At 57.1% G+C, this 19,425-nt stretch carries 10 protein-coding genes and 1 pseudogene; 9 read left to right on the forward strand and 2 right to left on the reverse strand.

Annotated features, from left to right (window positions below; genetic code table 11):
* Positions 1-141: 141 nt before the first annotated feature.
* The 9 genes and pseudogenes from GC127_RS07160 to GC127_RS07200 all read left to right on the forward strand — a co-directional run bounded on the left by GC127_RS07160 (position 142) and on the right by GC127_RS07200 (position 17,444).
* Positions 142-3,402 (forward strand): helicase-related protein, encoded by a 3,261-nt coding sequence (locus GC127_RS07160; RefSeq protein ID WP_151977283.1) that lies wholly within the window; start codon positions 142-144, stop codon positions 3,400-3,402.
* Positions 3,399-4,085 (forward strand): DUF4391 domain-containing protein, encoded by a 687-nt coding sequence (locus GC127_RS07165; RefSeq protein ID WP_151977285.1) that lies wholly within the window; start codon positions 3,399-3,401, stop codon positions 4,083-4,085. The genes GC127_RS07160 and GC127_RS07165 overlap by 4 nt, the downstream gene beginning before the upstream one ends.
* A complete protein-coding gene (locus GC127_RS07170; protein WP_199861208.1) occupies positions 4,082-6,016 on the forward strand; it encodes a site-specific DNA-methyltransferase in 1,935 nt (644 codons plus the stop codon). Before GC127_RS07165 ends, GC127_RS07170 begins: the two co-directional genes overlap by 4 nt.
* A complete protein-coding gene (locus GC127_RS07175) occupies positions 6,016-7,671 on the forward strand; it encodes an RNA-binding domain-containing protein (protein WP_151977287.1) in 1,656 nt (551 codons plus the stop codon). The genes GC127_RS07170 and GC127_RS07175 overlap by 1 nt, the downstream gene beginning before the upstream one ends.
* 61 nt (positions 7,672-7,732) lie before the next feature.
* Complete coding sequence (locus GC127_RS07180; protein ID WP_151977289.1) at positions 7,733-10,816, forward strand: type III restriction-modification system endonuclease; 3,084 nt, start codon at positions 7,733-7,735, stop codon at positions 10,814-10,816.
* Between the two features lie 250 nt (positions 10,817-11,066).
* Positions 11,067-12,329: a hypothetical protein gene (locus tag GC127_RS07185; RefSeq protein WP_151977291.1), complete on the forward strand. Its 1,263-nt coding sequence runs from the start codon at positions 11,067-11,069 to the stop codon at positions 12,327-12,329.
* A 591-nt stretch (positions 12,330-12,920) separates the two neighbouring features.
* Positions 12,921-14,174: pseudogene (gene glmS / locus GC127_RS07190) on the forward strand (glutamine--fructose-6-phosphate transaminase (isomerizing)); the annotation flags it as partial.
* Between the two features lie 130 nt (positions 14,175-14,304).
* Complete coding sequence (locus tag GC127_RS07195; RefSeq protein WP_254700816.1) at positions 14,305-16,593, forward strand: glycosyltransferase; 2,289 nt, start codon at positions 14,305-14,307, stop codon at positions 16,591-16,593.
* Positions 16,594-16,604: 11 nt separating this feature from the next.
* The gene (locus GC127_RS07200) at positions 16,605-17,444 is read left to right on the forward strand and encodes a hypothetical protein (protein WP_151977797.1); all 840 of its coding nucleotides are present in this window, start codon (positions 16,605-16,607) and stop codon (positions 17,442-17,444) included.
* Between the two features lie 42 nt (positions 17,445-17,486).
* On the opposite strand, the gene GC127_RS07205 is transcribed toward GC127_RS07200, so the two are convergent.
* Together GC127_RS07205 and GC127_RS07210 are read right to left on the reverse strand one after the other, a co-directional pair.
* Positions 17,487-18,161 carry an ABC transporter ATP-binding protein gene (locus GC127_RS07205; RefSeq protein WP_008279688.1) on the reverse strand — a complete coding sequence of 225 codons (675 nt, stop codon included), beginning with the start codon at positions 18,159-18,161 and terminating at the stop codon, positions 17,487-17,489.
* 13 nt (positions 18,162-18,174) lie between these two features.
* Positions 18,175-19,413 carry a sugar transporter gene (locus tag GC127_RS07210; RefSeq protein ID WP_254700052.1) on the reverse strand — a complete coding sequence of 413 codons (1,239 nt, stop codon included), beginning with the start codon at positions 19,411-19,413 and terminating at the stop codon, positions 18,175-18,177.
* Positions 19,414-19,425 lie beyond the last annotated feature (12 nt).

Below are 19,425 nucleotides of genomic sequence, written 5' to 3' on the forward strand. Positions count from 1 at the left end.
CGTGCAACGAAGGCATACCCAGCACTGAAACTGAGTGAATTTAGGTGACCTGCGTTTCAGTTTTGGGATTCGACACGTTGCACATCTCAAAGTTGCCAGTAGGCTGTGATTGAAAAGTAATTTTGATGACTGGGGTCATTCTTGCGGATCATTGATAACACCACGAACCTCTTGGGAGACGATCTCAAAAGTGAACTCGCAGAGGCGACCAAGTTCCGCGTGGCAGCGGCTTGCTTCTCTATCTATGCTTTTGATGCTCTAAAGGCGGAGCTGAGCAAGTTGAATGATTTCAGTTTCATCTTTACCTCGCCGACATTTGTTCCCAATAGCGCGATCGACCGGATCAAGAAGGAACGCCGCGAGTTCTTTATTCCAAGGGACCAAGGCAAAAGCTCTCTTTCTGGCAGTGAATTCGAAATCCAACTTCGAAACAAGATGACCCAACGGGCTGTCGCGCGTGAATGTGCCAACTGGATCCGCAAAAAGGCGCGCTTCAAATCGAACGTCACATCAGCGCCGATGCAGCAGTTCGGACACGTGCAACGGCCTGATGCCGGCGCCGCCTATATGCCGCTGTCCGGGTTCACTGCCGTTGACCTTGGGTATCAGCGCGGGGATGCGGTCTCCAGCTACACACAGGTCATGGACGAGCCCCAGTTCGCGCAGACCTACCTGAACCTCTTTGACCAGATCTGGCATGACGAGGAAAAGCTGCGGGATGTCACGGCCGAGGTCCTTGAGCACATCGAGTCCGTGTATCAGGAGAACCCCGCCGAGCGGGTCTACTTCATGATCCTGTTCAACCTGTTCAGCGACTTCCTGAGCGAGATCGATGAGGATGTGCTGCCCAAGGATCGAACCGGTTATCTTGAAAGTCTAGTTTGGCAGAAGTTGTTCAATTTCCAGCGCGATGCCGCAGTTGGCGTCATCAACAAGCTGGAAACCTATAACGGGTGCATTCTGGCCGACAGTGTGGGTCTGGGCAAAACCTTCACCGCTCTGGCAGTGGTTAAGTATTACGAATTACGCAACAAGGACGTTCTGGTTCTTTGCCCCAAAAAGCTGGCCGATAACTGGCGCAACTATAACGCCAATCTAACCACGAACATCTTTGCCAAAGACCGGTTTCGATACGACGTGTTGTGCCATACAGACCTTTCGCGCACGTCTGGCGAGTCATTCGGGATGCGGCTCGATCGCGTGAACTGGGGCAATTACGATCTGGTTGTCATCGATGAATCCCATAACTTCCGGAACAACGATGTCTACAAGGACCGCGAGACCCGTTACCAACGTCTGATGAACCAGGTGATCAAGGCCGGGGTCAAGACCAAGGTCCTGATGTTGTCAGCGACGCCGGTTAACAACCGTTTCACAGATCTGAGAAACCAGCTGGCGCTCGCCTATGAAGGGCATTCAGATGCGCTGAGCAAGAACCTGAAGACCAAGACCAGCGTGGAGGAGATATTCCGCCGCGCACAGACTGCCTTCAACGTCTGGTCCAACCTCCCACCGGATCAAAGGACACCAGCCTCCATCTTGAGGGCACTGGATTTTGATTTCTTCGAGCTGCTCGATGCGGTGACGATCGCGCGCTCCCGCAAGCATATCGAAACCTTCTACGACACCGCGGATATCGGCAAGTTCCCGACGCGACTGAAGCCGTTGTCGCACCATCTGCCGATCACGCACCGTGACGATGTCATCGGGTTCAACGAGATCTTCGCCCAGCTGAGTGACCTGAAGATGGCCGTCTATGCGCCGGTCAACTATATCCAGCCCAGTCGTCTGAAGAAATACGAAGACCTCTATGACACCAAGACGGAGGGCGGCAAAGGCACGCTGAAACAGGCTGACCGCGAAAAGAGCCTGCAAGCCTTGATGACCACCAACCTGCTCAAGCGGCTGGAAAGCTCGGTCCATGCGTTCCGCAAGACCCTTGGCGCACTGTCGGGCAATATAGGTCGCACGCTGGATGCCATCGCGCAATTCGAGGCCTCGGGCGGTGCAGCTACGGTCGAGGATTTGGACATCGACCTGGAAGCTGTTGCAGACGAAGACGACGACTTCGCCGATTTCTCGGTCGGCAAGAAGATCAAGATCGATCTCGCCGATATGGACATCACGGCCTGGAAGCAGGAGCTGTCGGTCGACAAGATCATCATCGACGGCCTGATTGCCGAGATGGAGAAGGTCACGCCCGAGGATGACGCGAAGCTGCAGCATCTCATCGCCGAGATCGCGGGCAAGATGGCCAACCCTCTGAACGCTGATAACCGCAAGGTGGTCGTCTTCACCGCCTATGCCGATACCGCGAACTACCTGTTCGACCAGCTCGCGCCGTATTTCGCCGACGCACAGAACATTCACAGCGGCATTGTCACCGGGTCGGGCAACCCGCGCACCACGCTCAAGAAATTCTATGACTTCCAATCCGTCCTGACGCTCTTTGCCCCCCGCGCCAAGGAGAAGGACAAGATCATGCCCGATGATCCGGCTGAACTGGACATCCTGATCGGCACCGACTGCATTTCCGAGGGGCAGAACCTTCAGGATTGCGACTACCTGATCAATTATGACATCCACTGGAACCCTGTCCGCATCGTCCAGCGCTTTGGCCGGATCGACCGGATCGGCTCGCCAAACACCCAGATCCAGCTGTCCAACTACTGGCCTGACATCAGCCTAGACGAATACATCAACCTCAAGGAACGCGTCGAGAACCGGATGCACATCGTCGATATGGCGGGCACCGGTGAAGACAACGTGCTGACCTCCAAAAGCTCGGACGTGGCCTACCGCAAGGATCAGTTGCAACGTCTCCAGAACGAGGTGATCGAGCTGGAAGACGTCAAGACCGGCATTTCCATCACCGACCTTGGCCTCAACGACTTCCGCATGGATCTGCTCAACTACCTAAAGACCCATGACGACCTACCGCGCATGCCGCATGGGCTGCACACGGTCATTCCGTCGGACCCCAAGCGCGGCCTGCACCCCGGCGTGATCTTCACGCTGCGCAACATCCATGACAGCGTGAACGTGGGCCAGCAGAACCGCCTGCATCCCTATTACCTGATCTACATCGGTCAGGACGGTCAGATCATCGCGGATCAGACACAGGTCAAACGCCTGCTCGATCTGATCCGGTCGGGCTGCAAGGGAAACACCATTCCATTTCGCGACCTTTGCACCGCTTTCAACGCGGAAACGCAGGACGGGCGCAAGATGGGCACCTATTCCGGCCTGCTCAATGACGCGATCCGCTCGATGATCGAGGTCAAGGAGGAGCGCGACATCGACAGCCTGTTCTCGGGCGGGCATACAACGGCCCTGACCCAGACCATCGCGGGGCTGGAGGATTTCGAACTCATCGCCTTCATCGTGGTGCGCGACCCATGACGCTGTATCAATACCCACCCCAGACCGCGCTCAAACGCGTGATCCCCAAGACCCGCATCTATGACGGCGCCGCCGTCAGCACGGCACTGCGGGACCGTTTCGTGCGCGAGGTGGACCAGATCACCTGGGCACACAAGCTTGCGCCCGAGACACTGAACCTGCCCGCCACATCTGCCGTGCCGGAAATTCAGGTGTTCCGCGTCACGCTCAAGGGCGACGCGCTGCATGATGATGTTCTGCGCGCCATTGACCGCGCTGTTCCCTTCCCGATTGTGTTCGAGCTGTTGACCGGCGAACACATCCAGACTGCCGCCGCCTACAAACGCCCGTCCGAGGCGGAGCGCGGCAAATGGGTGCTGTCCGATCCTTTGCGCGGCGAGTGGGTCGCGCGTGACGCCCCTCGCGCGCCCTTGCCGGTGGCGGTCAACATGGGCGCGCTGTATGAGCGGATGCTGTCCGCGCTGATGCCGGTGGCGCCGGTGCCGGGCGAGGATGTGGAGACCCGCCTTGCGCGACTGGCGGCAATCAGGGCAAAAGAACGTGAGATTGCGCAGCTTCAATCCAGGCTGAAACGCGAAAGCCAATTCAACATCAAAGTGACCCTGCATGGCCAATTGGCCGAGGCTCAGGCGGCCTTTGACCATATGAAAGACCCGAGCAAAACGGGCGGGGGAAAACCATGAGTGACGAGATTGAAAAGCTGAAGATGCACAGCCCCGACCTGACCGCGCAAAACGTGGAGCGGATCGCGGCGCTGTTTCCGGGCTGTGTGACGGAAAGCAGGGGGCCGGATGGCACGCTGCGCCGCGCGGTGGATTTTGATCTGCTGCGGCAGGAACTCAGCGACAGTATCGTTGACGGCCCGCAAGAGCGGTATCATCTGGACTGGCCGGGCAAGCGGCAGGCGCTGATCACAGCCAACGCGCCGATTGCCAAAACCCTGCGGCCCGTGCGGGCAGAGTCGGTGGATTTTGACACCACCCGGAACCTGTTCATCGAGGGCGATAACCTTGAGGCGTTGAAACTGCTGCAAGAGACGTATCTGGGCAAGGTCAAGATGATCTATATCGACCCGCCCTATAATACGGGGAATGATTTTGTTTATGACGACGACTTTGCCGAGAGCACGGCGGAGTTTCTGGCCAAGTCAAATCAGGTGGATGAGGCGGGCAATCGGCTGGTGGCGAATACGCAATCGAATGGGCGGATTCACTCGGATTGGCTTTCGATGATGCGTGCTAGATTGGGGCTCGCTAGAAACCTGATGACCCAAGATGGTATCATCCTAATAAGTATTGATGACAATGAAATCCATAACCTTCGCAAGCTTTGTGATGAGGTTTTTGGGGCGGAGAACTTCATTGATAATATTATCTGGAAGAAGCGGTATGGCGGAGGAGCAAAAGAAAGACATCTGGTCTCTATTCATGAATATATCTTGATGTATGCTCGTGATCTTGGATCAGTTGCTGATTTGTATGTCCCACTAACTGAGGCGCAGGTGGAGAGATACTATACAAATAAAGACGAGTATTTCGAAGAAAAGGGCCCGTTCAGAACACATCCGCTTGAAGCGATGAAAAGTTTTGAAGACCGACCAAACTTGAACTTTCCAGTGTCGGCCCCGGATGGCTCGCAAGTGTGGCCAAAACGACAGTGGCGCTGGAGCAAAGACAGAATGAACCAAGCCTTAACTTCTGGAGAAGTTTTCTTTCAGAAGCAAAAAGATGGGACGTGGTCTCTTTCGTCGAAACAATATTTGAAAGAGGCTGATGGAGAAAGGCGTGCTTCAAAATTTTTCTCGATAATTGACGGGGTTTATGGCCAGCATGGAACCAATGAGATTCTGAAGTTGCTTGGTAACACTCAAGTTTTTCCCTTTGCTAAGCCTTCTGAGCTGATTAGAAAGTTGGTCGAGTTGGTAACTTTTGAAGACCAGCAAGGAATTGTATTGGATTTCTTTGCTGGCTCTGGTTCCACGGCACACGCTGTCCTGCATCAGAACTCGATAGATGGCGGAACGAGAAAATTTATTCAAGTTCAGATACCCGAGCCGCTGAACGAAAATGCACTGAATTCCAAAGTGGCCGCCAAGTTCTGCAAAGACAACGGAGTGCCACTTGTTGTTTCCGAAATCTCCAAAGAACGCATCCGCCGCGCGGGGGCAAAAATCCTCGAAGGGGAGTGTCACCCCGACTGGAACCGCGATGTGGGCTTTCGCGTGCTGAAAATCGACAGCTCGAACATGGCCGATGTCTATTACACCCCCGACGCCACCTCGCAGGCTGACCTGCTGACCCGCGTGGACAATATCAAACCCGACCGCAGCCCCGAAGACCTGCTGTTTCAGGTGCTGCTGGACTGGGGCGTTGACCTGACCCTGCCCATCACCCGCGAGAGCCTGGACGGCAAGACCGTCTTTGCCGTCGCCGGCACCGCCCTGATCGCCTGCTTCGACAACGGCGTGGATGAAACCCTCGTCAAAACCCTCGCCACCCGCAAACCGCTGCGCGTGGTGTTCAAGGACACAGGCTTCAAGGACGACGCGACCAAGATCAACGTGAAGCAGATTTTCAAATCCCTGTCGCCCGACACCGACGTCAAAGCCATCTGATGACCCCCGCCGCGCTGCGCCAGAAACTGACCGACCTGATCGCCACCTGGGAAAACGAGGTGGTCGAGTTCAAGGAGGCGTCGAACGACTATGACACCGACAAGATCGGGCGCTATTTCTCGGCCCTCGCGAACGAGGCGAACCTGCGCGACGCCGATGCGGGCTGGCTGGTGTTCGGCGTCAGCAACCAGACGCGCACGGTGGTGGGCACCAGTTACCGGCCCGAGCGTGAACGCCTGGACAGCCTGAAGCAGCAGATCGCCCAAGGGGCTGACCCCACGATAACCCTGCGCCAGATCCACGAGGTGGATGTGGAGGGCGCGCGCGTGGTCATGCTCGAAGTGCCGCCCGCCCCGCGTGGAATGCCGATTTCGTGGAAGGGGCATTACTATGCCCGCTCAGGCGAGAGCCTAGCCCCGCTGAACATTGGCAAGCTGGAGGAGATCCGCGCGCAGACGCTGGACACCGACTGGAGCGCGCAGTTGGTGGACGGCGCCACGCTGGATGATCTGGACCCGACCGCTGTGGAGCGCGCGCGCAGTGACTTTGCCCTGAAGCATCAAAACCGGATTGACGCGGATGAGGTGCGCGGCTGGTCGGTGGCGACCCTGCTGGACCGCGCGAAGGTGACCCAACGCGGACAGGTGACCCGCACGGCGCTGTTGCTGTTGGGGCGTGCGGAAAGCGCCTATCTGCTGTCCCCCCATCCCGCGCAGATGACCTGGAAGTTAGTCGGACCGGAAACGGCCTATGAACATTTCGGCCCGCCGTTCTTGCTTGCGACCTCGCAGCTCTATCAACGCATCCGCAACATCCAGCTGCGCCTGTTGCCCGATGACGAATTGCTGCCGCATGAGGTGTCGAAATACGACCAGAAGGTGGTGCTGGAAGCGCTGCACAACTGCATCGCCCATCAGGATTACCGCCAGAACCAGCGGATCATCGTGACCGAGAGACCGGATCGTTTGGTGTTGGAGAACGCGGGCCAGTTCTTTGAGGGCGCCCCCGAGGATTATGTGCGCGGTGACAAGACGCCGAGGGGCTATCGCAACCCCTATCTGGTGCAGGCCATGGTCGAGCTGAACATGATCGACCAGATGGGTTACGGAATCCAGCGGATGTATGAAACGCAGCGCAAACGCTATCTGCCGATGCCAGATTACGAGGTGGCGGGCGATGCAGTGGTGATGACAGTCTATGGCGGCGTTGTTGATCCAGCCTATACACGCGTGCTGATGGAAAACGGCGGCTTGAAGCTGATCGACGTGCTGGCGCTGGACCGGGTGCAGAAGCGGCTGGAGGTGCCTGATACGGCGATCCAGGCGCTGAAGCGCAGGGGGCTGGTTGAAGGGCGCAGGCCGAACCTTCGTGTGTCGGCTGCCGTGGCTGCCGCGTCTTCCCGGCAGGCCGAGTATATTAAGACCAGTGCTTTCGATGATCAGCATTATGCCGATCTGGTGCTCAAGTTTTTAAGTAAGTTCGGCAGTGCCTCAAGAAAGCAAATCGACGAGCTGCTGTGGGACAAGCTGAGTGATGCGCTGAACGATACGCAGAAAAAGAACAAAATAGGCAATACTCTCACTAAGTTACGTTTGGGCGGGGCGATCTTCAATGCAGGGTCAAGGGCTGCCCCGGAATGGAGGGTGCGCGAATGAAACGCGAACATCCTAAGAAAGAATCTAAGAAAGAAGCGCTGGATTTAAGAAAGCGACAGTCATGAAAATCAAGTTCAAGTCGCAACCCTATCAGACCGATGCCGTCGATGCCGTGGTCGATTGCTTCGAGGGCCAGCCCCGGCAGGATGTTCTGAAATACACCATCGATCCGGGTGCAGACCGGCAGGCCAAGATGGAGGTGGAGGGCTTTGGCAACGCCCCTGTCAGGCTGCCCGAAGATGTCTTGTTGGAGAACATCCGCAAGGTGCAGCGCGGTGCAATGCTTCCCCCGTCGGACAGCCTGACGCATTGCGCCGATGACAAGGGCAACAAGAAGCCCGCCAGCTATAAGCCGGGCGCGCAGATCAACCTCGACGTCGAGATGGAGACGGGCACGGGCAAGACCTATGTCTACATCAAGACCATGTTCGAGATGCACAAGCGCTATGGTTGGTCGAAGTTCATCATCATGGTGCCCAGCGTTGCAATCCGCGAAGGCGTGGCCAAGTCGATCCAGATGACCGCTGAGCATTTCCAACAGGAATACGGCAAGAAGGTGCGGACGTTTGTATATAATTCCAAGCGGCTGCACGAGTTGGAAAGCTTTTCGTCGGACGCAGGGATCAACGTGATGGTGATCAACGTTCAGGCGTTCGCCGCCACTGGTGCCGACAATCGGCGGATTTACGACGAGCTGGACGATTTCCAGTCGCGCCGCCCGATTGACGTTATCGCCAAGAACCGGCCAATCCTGATCCTAGACGAGCCGCAGAAGATGGAAGGGCCGGCGACGCAAAAGAGTTTGCCGCTGTTCAACCCGCTCTTCATCCTGCGCTATTCGGCCACGCACAGGACCGTCCACAACAAGGTGCATCGTCTGGATGCGGTGGATGCTTTCAACAGGAAGCTGGTCAAGAAAATCAAGGTGCGCGGTGTGGAAACCAAAGGCCTAAGTGGGACGAACCCTTATCTGTTCTTGCACCGGATCGAGACCTCCAACGCCGCGCCGGTCGCTTGGGTCGATATCGAGGTCAAGATGCAGAGTGGGATCAAACGTGTCGCCCGCAAGTTGGAACAGGGGCGCAACCTGGTCGATCTGTCCAAGGGGCTGGAGGTCTACAAGGATTTCGTTGTCAGCAATATCGACGCGCGCGATGACACGGTGCATTTCACAAACGGTGATGTTCTACACGCGGGCGAAGCCTCCGGCGATGTGACGGAACGCGATATACGGCGCATTCAGATCCGCGAGACGATCTCGGCTCATCTGGAACGCGAACAGGTGCTGTTTGCGCGCGGCATCAAGGTGCTGTCGCTGTTTTTCATCGATGAGGTGGTGAAGTATCGCGACTACGACCAAGCTGACGAGCAGGGCGAATATGCCCGGGTGTTCGAGGAGGAATACGCGCAAGCGGTCGAAGCACTTCTGGCTGAGTTGCCGCTGGAAAATGTGGAATATCGCGACTATCTGGCCGGGATCGAGGTGGCCAAGACCCACCGCGGGTATTTCTCGATCGACAAAAAGGGGCGGATGACGGACCCCAAGGCCGCCGCACGTGGGGAGTTGGCAGGCCAATCGACAGAACCCAGTGATTACGATCTGATCCTGAAGGACAAGGAACGGTTGCTGTCCTTCGAGGAACCCACACGGTTCATCTTTTCCCACTCGGCCCTGCGTGAAGGTTGGGACAATCCCAATGTCTTCGTGATGTGCATGCTCAAGCACAATGAAAGCCAGAACACCATCTCACGGCGTCAGGAGGTCGGGCGCGGTCTGCGGATCGCGGTCAATCGCAATGGCGAGCGGATGGATCATCCGGTGATCGTGCATGATGTTAATGTGCTGACCGTGGTCGCCTCGGAAAGCTACAAGGGATTTGTGACGGCTCTGCAGAAAGAGATCGTCGAGAACCTTTCGGCCCGGCCCAAGCAGGCGGATGCAGAGTATTTCGACGGCAAGACGTTGAAAACCGGCGATCTGGAACTGGTCTTGGACAAGTCACTTGCCAAGAAGTTGGAGCGCTTTCTGATCAAGAGCGACTATGTGGATGAAGATGGCCACATCACCGCCATCTATCACGAGGCCCGCAAGGCAGAGGAACTGGCAGAACTTCCCGAGGAACTGGAACCTCATCGCGATGCCGTCTTCGCGCTTATCGACACTGTCTTCAATGGCAGGTCCATCGACGACATGTTCAGCGATGGCCGCGCACCAAAGAGAAACCGGCTGAATGAAAATTTCCAGCGCAAGGAATTTCAAGAGCTATGGCGTAGGATAAACCGCAAGGCCGTCTATCAGGTCGAGTTCGACAGCACCGCACTGATCAAAAGCTGCGTTGATCGGTTAGAAAGAGATTTGCAGGTGGCACCGCTGCAATATCTGGTGACAGAGGGTGCTTTGTCCGATGACCTGACCGATGAGAGCCTTCGGGCTGGCAGTGCCTTCGTGCAGGGGAAAATTCGGTCTGAGAGCGGCAAGAGCGCGCATTCCCGCGTGTCATACGACGTCATTGGATCCATCGCCCAGAATACCGATCTGACCCGCAAGACCGTGGGCGAAATCCTGGCCGGGATACAACCGGTGAAATTTGGTGAGTTTGCCAAGAACCCCGAACAGTTCATCGCCGATGCCTCGCACTTGATCCAAGAGCAAAAAGCAACCGCGATCATCGAGAAGCTGACCTACGATACGGTCGAAGAGCGCTATGACTCCGAGCTGTTCACTGCAGGTGAAACGGGCAACGACTTCAAGAAGGCCACCGATAAGCTGAAAAATCACGTTTACGATTATGCGATTGTGGATTCCAAGGTAGAGCGCGACTTTGTCAGGGATCTCGATACAAGCGCAGAGGTTGTCGTTTACTCCAAATTGCCACGCGGGTTTCTGATCCCGACGCCCGTTGGGGACTACAACCCGGATTGGGCGATCGCGTTCAAAGAAGGCGGTATCAAGCACCTCTACTTCGTCGCAGAGACCAAATCTGATCTACCCTCGATGAAAATGCGCGAATTGGAGCAGACCAAAATCAAATGTGCGCGAAAGTTCTTTGATGAAATCGGCCGGCGGATCAATGACAACCGCGTAAAATACGATGTCGTGACCAGTTATTCGGAACTGATGGCGCTGGTAAAGGACGTGGGTTAATTGTTCATCATGCTTCATCATTTGGTCGGACAGTCGGACAGAGGATTGTGTCCGACTGTCCGACCAAGACTACACGTGCGATCAGATTAAATCAGGTCCAGCATTCCGACATCTATAGATTAGCTGATCGAAATCCCAATTGACGGCGCAGACCAGATGCTGACTAACAGTTGAGCAGACCGTGATCTGGAAACCTGAACAGACGACGTGCGTAATAGCACTGTCATGAAAGACAACAGCCGAGGGTTAAATGCCGCTGCCAACATCAGCCAAGCTCATGCCGCTTGACCCTGCAAGGCCAGTGCGCGAACTGAAATTCATCGAAACGCCTGTGGTTTCCAAACAGGCGCGTTTCAAACACCGCCGTATGCTCATTCCCGAGATCGATCTGAAGGCCTATCGCTTCAAAGCCGTCATCGACTTCATTGTTGTCCGCGTCTTTACGCAAAGAACCCAGCGTCAATGGATACAGGAAGCGCTTCGCGAAGTCTTGCCGCGCGACAGTTGGATTGTAGCCATCAACTCAGGCGCCGGAATGGTAGCAGAAGAATTTGATATAAAGATCCAAGAACCCCGTTCGATCGCGGTCGTTTTTGCTGCGATTGAGGCTGTCAGCAAGAAACGCGGAGAACGCAGTGCTCCGCAAATCCGCAAGATGGAATTCAGCCTCGACGTCTACAGCCGCACGGGTGACGATGACGCGCGTGAAAAAATGGTGGGTCTTATGCAAAGGACATATTTTGCGGAGACAGCGCGCTGGCAAAATGATCTGGATATGCCGAGAACAACGGCCGAGAATGTGAGTAAATCTGGTCCCAAGCCGGAAACCAGATATTTGACACCCGAAATGGGAGCAAGCCGCAACTCATCTTGGACTGTGCGCCCCAAGCCGGATGAGTTCACGAGCCCGTTTCTGGAAGGCACAATGTATCTGGGTGCGAAAGACACAAGCGGCATGATCCGCATTCAGAATAAGGTTAAGGATCAGCAATACCCCGAGAAGGGCACGTTCAATGCACTTGGAGCAGATGAGGCAAGGGCACGCGTAGAGGTCACACTCCAAGCCTGCGATCTGGAACCCCTCGGGCTTCGCAAATTGCGTGATCTAGAAAGCTTCAGCTATGCAAAACTGCAGAGAAAATACTTCCAGTTCATGCTGCCAACATTTGCGGATGAGGACCCGGAGAAAAGCTCGGCCGTGAATGCAGTTGTGGGCTGTGATGAACAACAGCGCGCCGACATTTTTCTCAGATCCGGATTGCTGGCGCTACTGAGGCGAGACGAGGTCTGGGAAGATTATAAGGATTCGGAACGACCAGATCTGAAGAAGGTGTTTCGCCGCCAAGGTTGGCCTGTTGCTCGTAAGAGAACCGGGACCGGATCGCGTTCCACGATGATATCGTATGAGCTCCTGAACAAAGAGGTCGCGACCGCGTTTCGGCACCTTGATGAACGGGAGCAGAGAGCCAGGTCCAACAGGCAGATGGGAAGTCAGGTCTCTTCTGGTGAATGATGTCTTATGGAGGGAGATGGAGGGAGATGAGTAAGTGCTTACTTAAGTAAGAAGGCTGCGACTGACGCGCCTCATCCAGCGCGCCATAATACATTGGCAGTCTCGCCCAAGGCTCTTGAGGCAATGCGCCCGAGAGAAAGTAGAAAAAAGTTGCCATTTCAGGTTATGGGCTTTGAACAGGAGGCGATCCTGGAAAGGGGCGATGCTGTGGCGCGAACTCGGTAACGAGCCGTGGACCTGCTTAAGATCGACATCGGTCTATGGATATTCGGCAGCAGCCCAGGCCGGGACGGGAATGCTCGCGCGTGCTGGACTCGTAGCGCGCCCACAGCGGCCCCCAGAGTCGCATCAGGGGTCCGCCCCCAGGGAGAGGGCCGGAAAAGCACTAGCGCTCTCAGCGAGTCACTCCGCGGCTCTGGCGAGCATGGCGGTGCCGACCGCGCCGTTTGATTGGATGATATGGTCTGGATGTAAGCCTCCGCCGAGGGCCGTCTTTTTGCGCTGAGGATTTCCGCTTAGGTCCGACGTTATGTCCGACCATAGATACAGACCCGAAGTCGAGATCCTATCTGTGACCGATACCGGCCGCCGTCGGCGGCCATCGCTCTGGCCCCGATGACCGACCGGATCACCTATCTGGAAGAGGGTGACATTGCCGTCGTAACGCGCGACAGCCTTGTGATCACAGACGTCAATGGCCATCTGGCCAACCGCCCGATCAAGACCATCGAGATCGAGGCCGCCCGCGTTGACAAGGCCGGGCACAGGCATTTCATGGCCAAGGAAATCGCCGAACAACCTTCGGTGATCGGCGCGGCGCTTGGGCATTACCTGAGCAGCGATGGAACCTGCCTGACCCTGCCAGAAGGCGTGCCAGACTTTGCAAAAGTGGAGCGGCTGACTCTGGTGGCCTGTGGCACCGCCTATTACGCCTGTCTCACTGCGAAATACTGGTTCGAACAATTGGCACGCCTGCCGGTCGAGGTCGATATCGCCTCTGAGTTCCGCTATCGTGAGCCGCCCGTGAGCCCCGGCACAACCGCGCTCTTTGTCAGCCAATCCGGCGAGACCGCCGATACGCTGGCAGCACTGCGCTATATGCAGGGGCGCGCGGCAAAAATCGTGTCCGTGGTCAATGTGCCCGAGAGTTCCATCGCCCGCGAAAGCGATCTGGCGCTATCGATTCATGCCGGGGCCGAGATTGGCGTGGCCTCGACCAAGGCCTTTACCTGTCAGTTGACCGTGCTCCTGCTTTTGGCGCTCAAGGCGGCCCAAGACCGGGGCCATGTCGGGGCGGAACGTCTGGCGGATCTCTTGTCCGGGCTGCGCGCCTTGCCCGCCACGTTCAATACCGCGATGGAACGCAACGAACAGATCAGAGCCATCGCGCGCCAGCTTGCGACTGCACCTAGTGCGCTGTTTCTCGGGCGTGGATTGATGTATCCACTGGCGCTGGAGGGTGCGCTGAAGCTCAAGGAAATCAGTTATATTCATGCCGAGGCCTATGCCTCGGGCGAGTTGAAGCATGGACCAATTGCGCTGATCGACGAGACGATGCCGGTGGTTGTTATGGCACCCTGCGATGCGCTGTTCGACAAGACCGTTTCCAACATGCAAGAGGTTATGGCGCGCGGCGGTCGTATCCTGCTGGTGTCAGATGCGCGGGGTGTGACGCAGGCAGGCGATTGCGTGTGGCAGACCATCACCCTGCCCGATACCGATCCCATTCTGGCACCCATCCTCTATGCCCTGCCCGCACAGTTGATCGCCTATCACACCGCCGTGGCCAAAGGGACCGATGTGGATCAGCCCAGAAACCTTGCAAAATCTGTTACGGTCGAATGACAAGAGAGGTGACGCAGGCCGAACCCCCCATGTCGGACGTGCGTGGCTTGCATTGGCAGGAGGGCTCGGTTAGAGCGCAGAGACTATTTCGATCACTCAGGACATGATGACGCCTCGCATTTTCATCATAATGGCTGTATTTCAGCCGGAGCCTGAGTATCTGGCGCAGCAGATCCGGTCGCTTGCGGAGCAGTCTCATACCGACTGTCATTTGGTGGCCGTTATCGCGGACACCTGTTCAAAGGATCTGGTCCTCGAGACGGCGATGGCTGTAGCACCGGGCCTGCCGCTGACGCTGGTTTCCGGCGATGTCGCGCTAGATTCTGTGCGCGCCTTTGAGGCGGGGCTAAGCGAGGCGCTGCGCCTGATCGACGCCGAGGGGCTGGGCGAAGACGCAGCGCTCATCGCCCTTTGCGATCAGGATGACATCTGGCATGCGGATCGTCTGGAGCGCGGCGTTGCAGCCCTGGTCAAAAGCGGTGCCGATCTTGTGCATAGCGATGCGCGCCTCGTCGGGCCGGATGGCACAACCGTGCTGCACCGCTCGATGTTCGCCTTTGAGCGGCGCAAGAAAAACCCCGGTCTGCGCGGCCTGCTCTATCGCAATAACATCACTGGCATGACCACGCTGATGCGGCCCCGGCTGGTGCGGTTGGCGCTACCCTTTCCGCCGCAAAGCGGGGTGCATTTTTACCATGACCTCTGGCTTGGCCTGTTGGCCGCGGCAACGGGCGGCGTGCATCTGATCGACACGCCCTTGGTTGATTATCGCCAGCATCAAAGCAATGTGATGGGCGCGATTGACCGCACCCAGCCCCGAGGACCGCGCTGGAAGCGCCCCGATGCCATGTGGATGCGCAAGGAGGCGACTGCCTATGCGCTGGCGCGATACCTTGGGCAATCGACCTATAACCGGCTGAGCGATGCCGTTACCGATGGCAGCATGAGCCATGGCGAGGCCAAAACCGCGCCGCTGCGCCCCTATCTGCGGCGGATGCGCGGCATGGGGACACATTTGCGCGATGCGGTTGTGTTGGGCCTGCAGGGGCATGCGGGGTTAGCACGGATCGCAGCGGGATTTGCCGTGGTCAGTATCGGCCGTGCCGTCTGGACGCTGCGGGAAGCGTTTGGGCCAGGCCTCAAGAGCGCGATCGACGGATTTGACACACGGCTTTATTCGCTCTCGCCGGGGATGTCACCGCGACCGCCGCGCAACCTTACAGCACCGGCAAAGCCACCGGTCAAGCACGAGAGCATTGTTGATCTGCGCAAGGAACCGCGCTTTGTGCCAGAGTTCACCGCACCCCATGCCGCGCTGAATATTCTGGTGCCAACGCTTAACCCGACTGAGATTTTTGCCGGCATCGCCACAGCGTTGGACATCGGGCTGGGTCTTGCGGTGCGGGGTTATCCTGTGCGCTTCATTGCCACCGATCTCCCGATGTCCTCTCCGGGCACCTCACGCAGCTTTGTATTGGGGCGCCTTGGGCAGGGGCAGGACCGGGAAGCGACAGCCGCGCGCATCAGCCTGCTCTGCGGCGTGCAGAACGAAACCCTACCGCTCCATTCCGGGGATATGTTCATGGCCACGGCATGGTGGAGCGCGCATGTCGCCGAAAGGTTGATCCGGCGGCATGAGATGGCGCAAACCCGGTTTCTCTATCTCATTCAGGATTACGAGCCGCATTTCTATGCCTGGGGCCCGGAATTCGCCGATGCCATGGCCAGCTATCACTTTGATTTCGAGCCGGTGTTCAACACGACCCTGTTGCGCGATTGGTTCGCTAATCAGGGGTTCGGCTTTGCCACCGGGGATGTTCTGGCGTTTCACCCCTCAATCGACATTGAACGCTATAGTCATGTCACGCGCCGGGCAGCGGGCAAGGGGTCGCGCCGTCTGGCGCTCTATGGGCGGCCAGATGTGCCGCGCAATATGTATGCCACCGCAATCGAGGCGCTTGCGCGGTTTGTCAGCAAAGAGAATTTGGGCCCTGAGGATATCGAGCTTGTATCCATCGGCCAGCATCACAGTGATGTCGCCCTGCCGGGCGGGCATATTTTGCGGAGCCTCGGTAAGTTGCCTTGGGAAGATTATCCCGACTATTTAGGTACAGTCGATTTGGGATTGTCGCTGATGTATTCGCCTCATCCCAGCCATCCACCGCTGGAAATGGCTGCGGCCGGGGTACGGGTTGTGACCAATGGATTTGGCCCAAAGGACCTGAGCCGGTTGAGCCCTGCCATCCTGTCGGTGCCTGCCACGGCACCGGATTTGGCCGACGCACTTGGCCTCGCATGGCACGCAGCACCCGTGAGCCAATCTGAACGCGAGATTGATCTGCGCGATCTAGGCAGTCATCCCGAAGACATGATCGACGATCTTGCCAATCGGCTTGCCACACAGCTTGCACGAATCTAGATATCTGCACCATGGCACAAAAGATCATTCTGCATATCGGCTCGCCCAAATGTGGCTCGACCTACCTCCAGCGCGTGATGGTGCAGAATTCTGAGACGCTCTTGCGGCAGGGCATTCACTATCCTGCGCCTGCGGGCTCGCATCCGGGCAATGCTGCGCATCTGGCAGAGATCAGCCAAGCCGAGATCGACGCCATGTTCGCAGAGGGGGCACATACGGTGGTGCTGAGCCATGAGGATCTCTATTCGCTGTCAAAGCGGGGCATTGCGCTTGCCGAGATCACCAAAAAGGCCGGGATTGTGGTGCAACTGCTGGTCTTCCTACGCCCATTCAGTGATTTCGTGTTTGGTGACTATTCGCAATTCATGAAGCAGTTTTTCGATACCTTTCTGGCAGAGCGCAAACCTTATGGGGGCCGCGATTTCGAGACCTTTGCCAAACGTCGGATCGACACGATGAAGCCCGCCGCCTATCTGACGAATTGGAGCAAGCTGTTTCCCGAGTTGCCGATCATTCTGGACAGCCATCGCAACATCAAATCTGTTCTCGATACCGTTCTGGGTCAGCCTCAGGATATGGTCTGGGACGTTCCGCATCACGAGACCAACCCCTCTTTAAGGATGCAGGACTGCGATATCATTGCGGCATCCATGCTGGATCCGGCCTGTGCTGATGACGACATTAAGCAAATGTTTCTTAATGCGTTTCACCACACGCAAGAACCGGATATGGGCCGCAATCCAGAACGGGTCGCATGGCTGGAAGAGCAGTTTAGACCGCATAACGAGGCTCTTCTTACGCAATTCGGCTTTGACAACCGCGCCCCCGTGCCCCGTGACACGGACGCCTGAAAACGCCGGTGTAACAGAAACGTTTGCGCGGTCAGGGCATAATCAGCCCGAAGCCGCCTTGTCGCTTTTCATCAATTCCTGATGGTGCGCGATGGCCGCGTCGACATCGTCATAAAGGCTGAGATGCCCATCCTCGAGCACACCGGCAAGCGAGCAGAGGCGTTTAACCTGCCCCATGTTATGCGTCACCATGATCGCCCCGCTCTGCGTGATCCGCTCAGCAAAAAGCAATTCGGATTTTTCACGAAAGGCAGCATCGCCGACCGCTGTCACCTCGTCCACGAGATAGGTTTCAAAGTGGATGCCCATCGACACCCCAAAAGCGAGGCGCGAGCGCATGCCTGAGGAATAGGTGCGCACCGGCAAGTTGAAATGCTGGCCCAGCCCCGCGAAATCAGCGACGAAATCGACAAGTTCCGCAGTATCGACGCCATATACCCGGGCAATGAAGCGGACATTCTGTAGCCCGGTCATCTCAGGATGGAAGCTACCGGCAAAGCCCACTGGCCAAGAAATCGTGCCGGTGCTGATCACCTCTCCGCTGTCGGGGTCCATGGACCCCGACAACATCTTGAGCAGGCTCGACTTGCCAGCGCCATTGCGACCGAGAATGGCCACCGCCGTGCGATCCGGGAAAACCGCGGAAATGTTGTCAGCAACCACCTTGCGCCGCCCGTTGAGCACGAAGGTCTTGCACAGGTTGCGTATCTCGATCATCGGACGTGTCCGCTCAGCGCCTGTCGCGCAGGGAGTAATAGACCATCACCAGGACCGACCAAGACAAGAGCAGGAAGCCTGAGATCATCAGCAACAGCAATTCGCGCTGTGGATACTCGGCGGTCTCGGCCAAGGTCGGGGAAATATGGGTGGCCAGATAGCGCGATTGCCGCTGCGCTTCGGCCAAGGCAACGTCGCGCGCGGCAAGCGCAGAAAGATAGCTCTTTTCGGCGAATTGCCGCTCGAGTTCGAGAGCCTGATACTCTTCGATCAATTCAGAATACTGCTGAACCCCGGACACACCAGAAGCGCCACCGAAAGCCGACCGCTCTTCGTTGATCAGTTTCTGGATCGCCGCAATCTTGCGGTTGGCCTGATTGACGCGCGGGTCGCTTTCGTTGGCATTATCGAGCAAAAGCTCAAGCTCGATCTGTGCCTCAGCCATCTGTGCGCTGAGCGAATTCAGCAGACCCATTTGCCCCTGAACATCGGCCGCCGGATCGACGATCTGTGTCCGGTTGCGGAAACTGGTGAGCGACCGGTTGGATACTTTGAGCCGATCCTCGGCGCGCGCCAGTTCTTCTTCGGCGTAGCGCATGGCGTCGGCGCGGGCGATGGCCGACAGCTGGTTGATCATGTTGCTGCTCTCGGCAAACACAACCTCTGCCACGGCTCTGGCATCTTGCGGCTCAAAGGCGAGCACGCGGATTTCCACAAGACCACTGCTGCGATCATAGAAAATCTTGACCATGCGCTGCCAATAGGACAGCAACGCCTCGATCCTTGTATCTTCGCCGAGCGTGAAAACCGGATCGCCGGAGCGCTGATAAATCCGTGCCATATCAAGTTGATCGTGGACGGCGCGCACGATTTGCGGGCTCTGGATGAATTCGTAGAGAATATCCGTGTCCGAAGAGCTGGACCCCGACAACTCGGTGATGCCGCCCAAGAGTTCTATGGCAGAACCGATTTCCTCTGTGCGCACCGAAAAGCCGACATGGCTTGCGTATTGATCACGTGCGACTGTGTAGAGATACCCGCCCGACACTACGACTGGCAGAATCACCCAAATCACAAAGCTGAGGGCAATGAGAACATGCCGCGTGCGAATACCCGCCGGCCTTGCAGGCGGACGCAAGGACATCTTGGCGGAAGGGGCCTGAACCACGTTCGGACCCGGCCCAGTCTTGGGGGCGGCACCCTGTTCAGAGGGTTGAGCCGCTTTTTCCGCAGGAGAATTGGACTGGTTCAAATCTTGCTCTTT

Origin of the sequence: Roseovarius sp. EC-HK134 (assembly GCF_902498815.1) — a bacterium.
GTDB classification, from domain to species: Bacteria; Pseudomonadota; Alphaproteobacteria; order Rhodobacterales; family Rhodobacteraceae; genus Roseovarius; species Roseovarius mucosus_A.

Bases quoted from the DNA above. Each gene is read 5' to 3' on its own strand.
- GC127_RS07185 (WP_151977291.1), top strand. From the start codon at position 11,067: ATGCCGCTGCCAACATCAGCCAAGCTCATGCCGCTTGACCCTGCAAGG.
- GC127_RS07165 (WP_151977285.1), top strand. From the start codon at position 3,399: ATGACGCTGTATCAATACCCACCCCAGACCGCGCTCAAACGCGTGATC.
- GC127_RS07180 (WP_151977289.1), top strand. From the start codon at position 7,733: ATGAAAATCAAGTTCAAGTCGCAACCCTATCAGACCGATGCCGTCGAT.
- GC127_RS07175 (WP_151977287.1), top strand. From the start codon at position 6,016: ATGACCCCCGCCGCGCTGCGCCAGAAACTGACCGACCTGATCGCCACC.
- GC127_RS07170 (WP_199861208.1), top strand. From the start codon at position 4,082: ATGAGTGACGAGATTGAAAAGCTGAAGATGCACAGCCCCGACCTGACC.
- GC127_RS07205 (WP_008279688.1), bottom strand. From the start codon at position 18,161: ATGATCGAGATACGCAACCTGTGCAAGACCTTCGTGCTCAACGGGCGG.
- GC127_RS07195 (WP_254700816.1), top strand. From the start codon at position 14,305: ATGGCTGTATTTCAGCCGGAGCCTGAGTATCTGGCGCAGCAGATCCGG.
- GC127_RS07200 (WP_151977797.1), top strand. From the start codon at position 16,605: ATGGCACAAAAGATCATTCTGCATATCGGCTCGCCCAAATGTGGCTCG.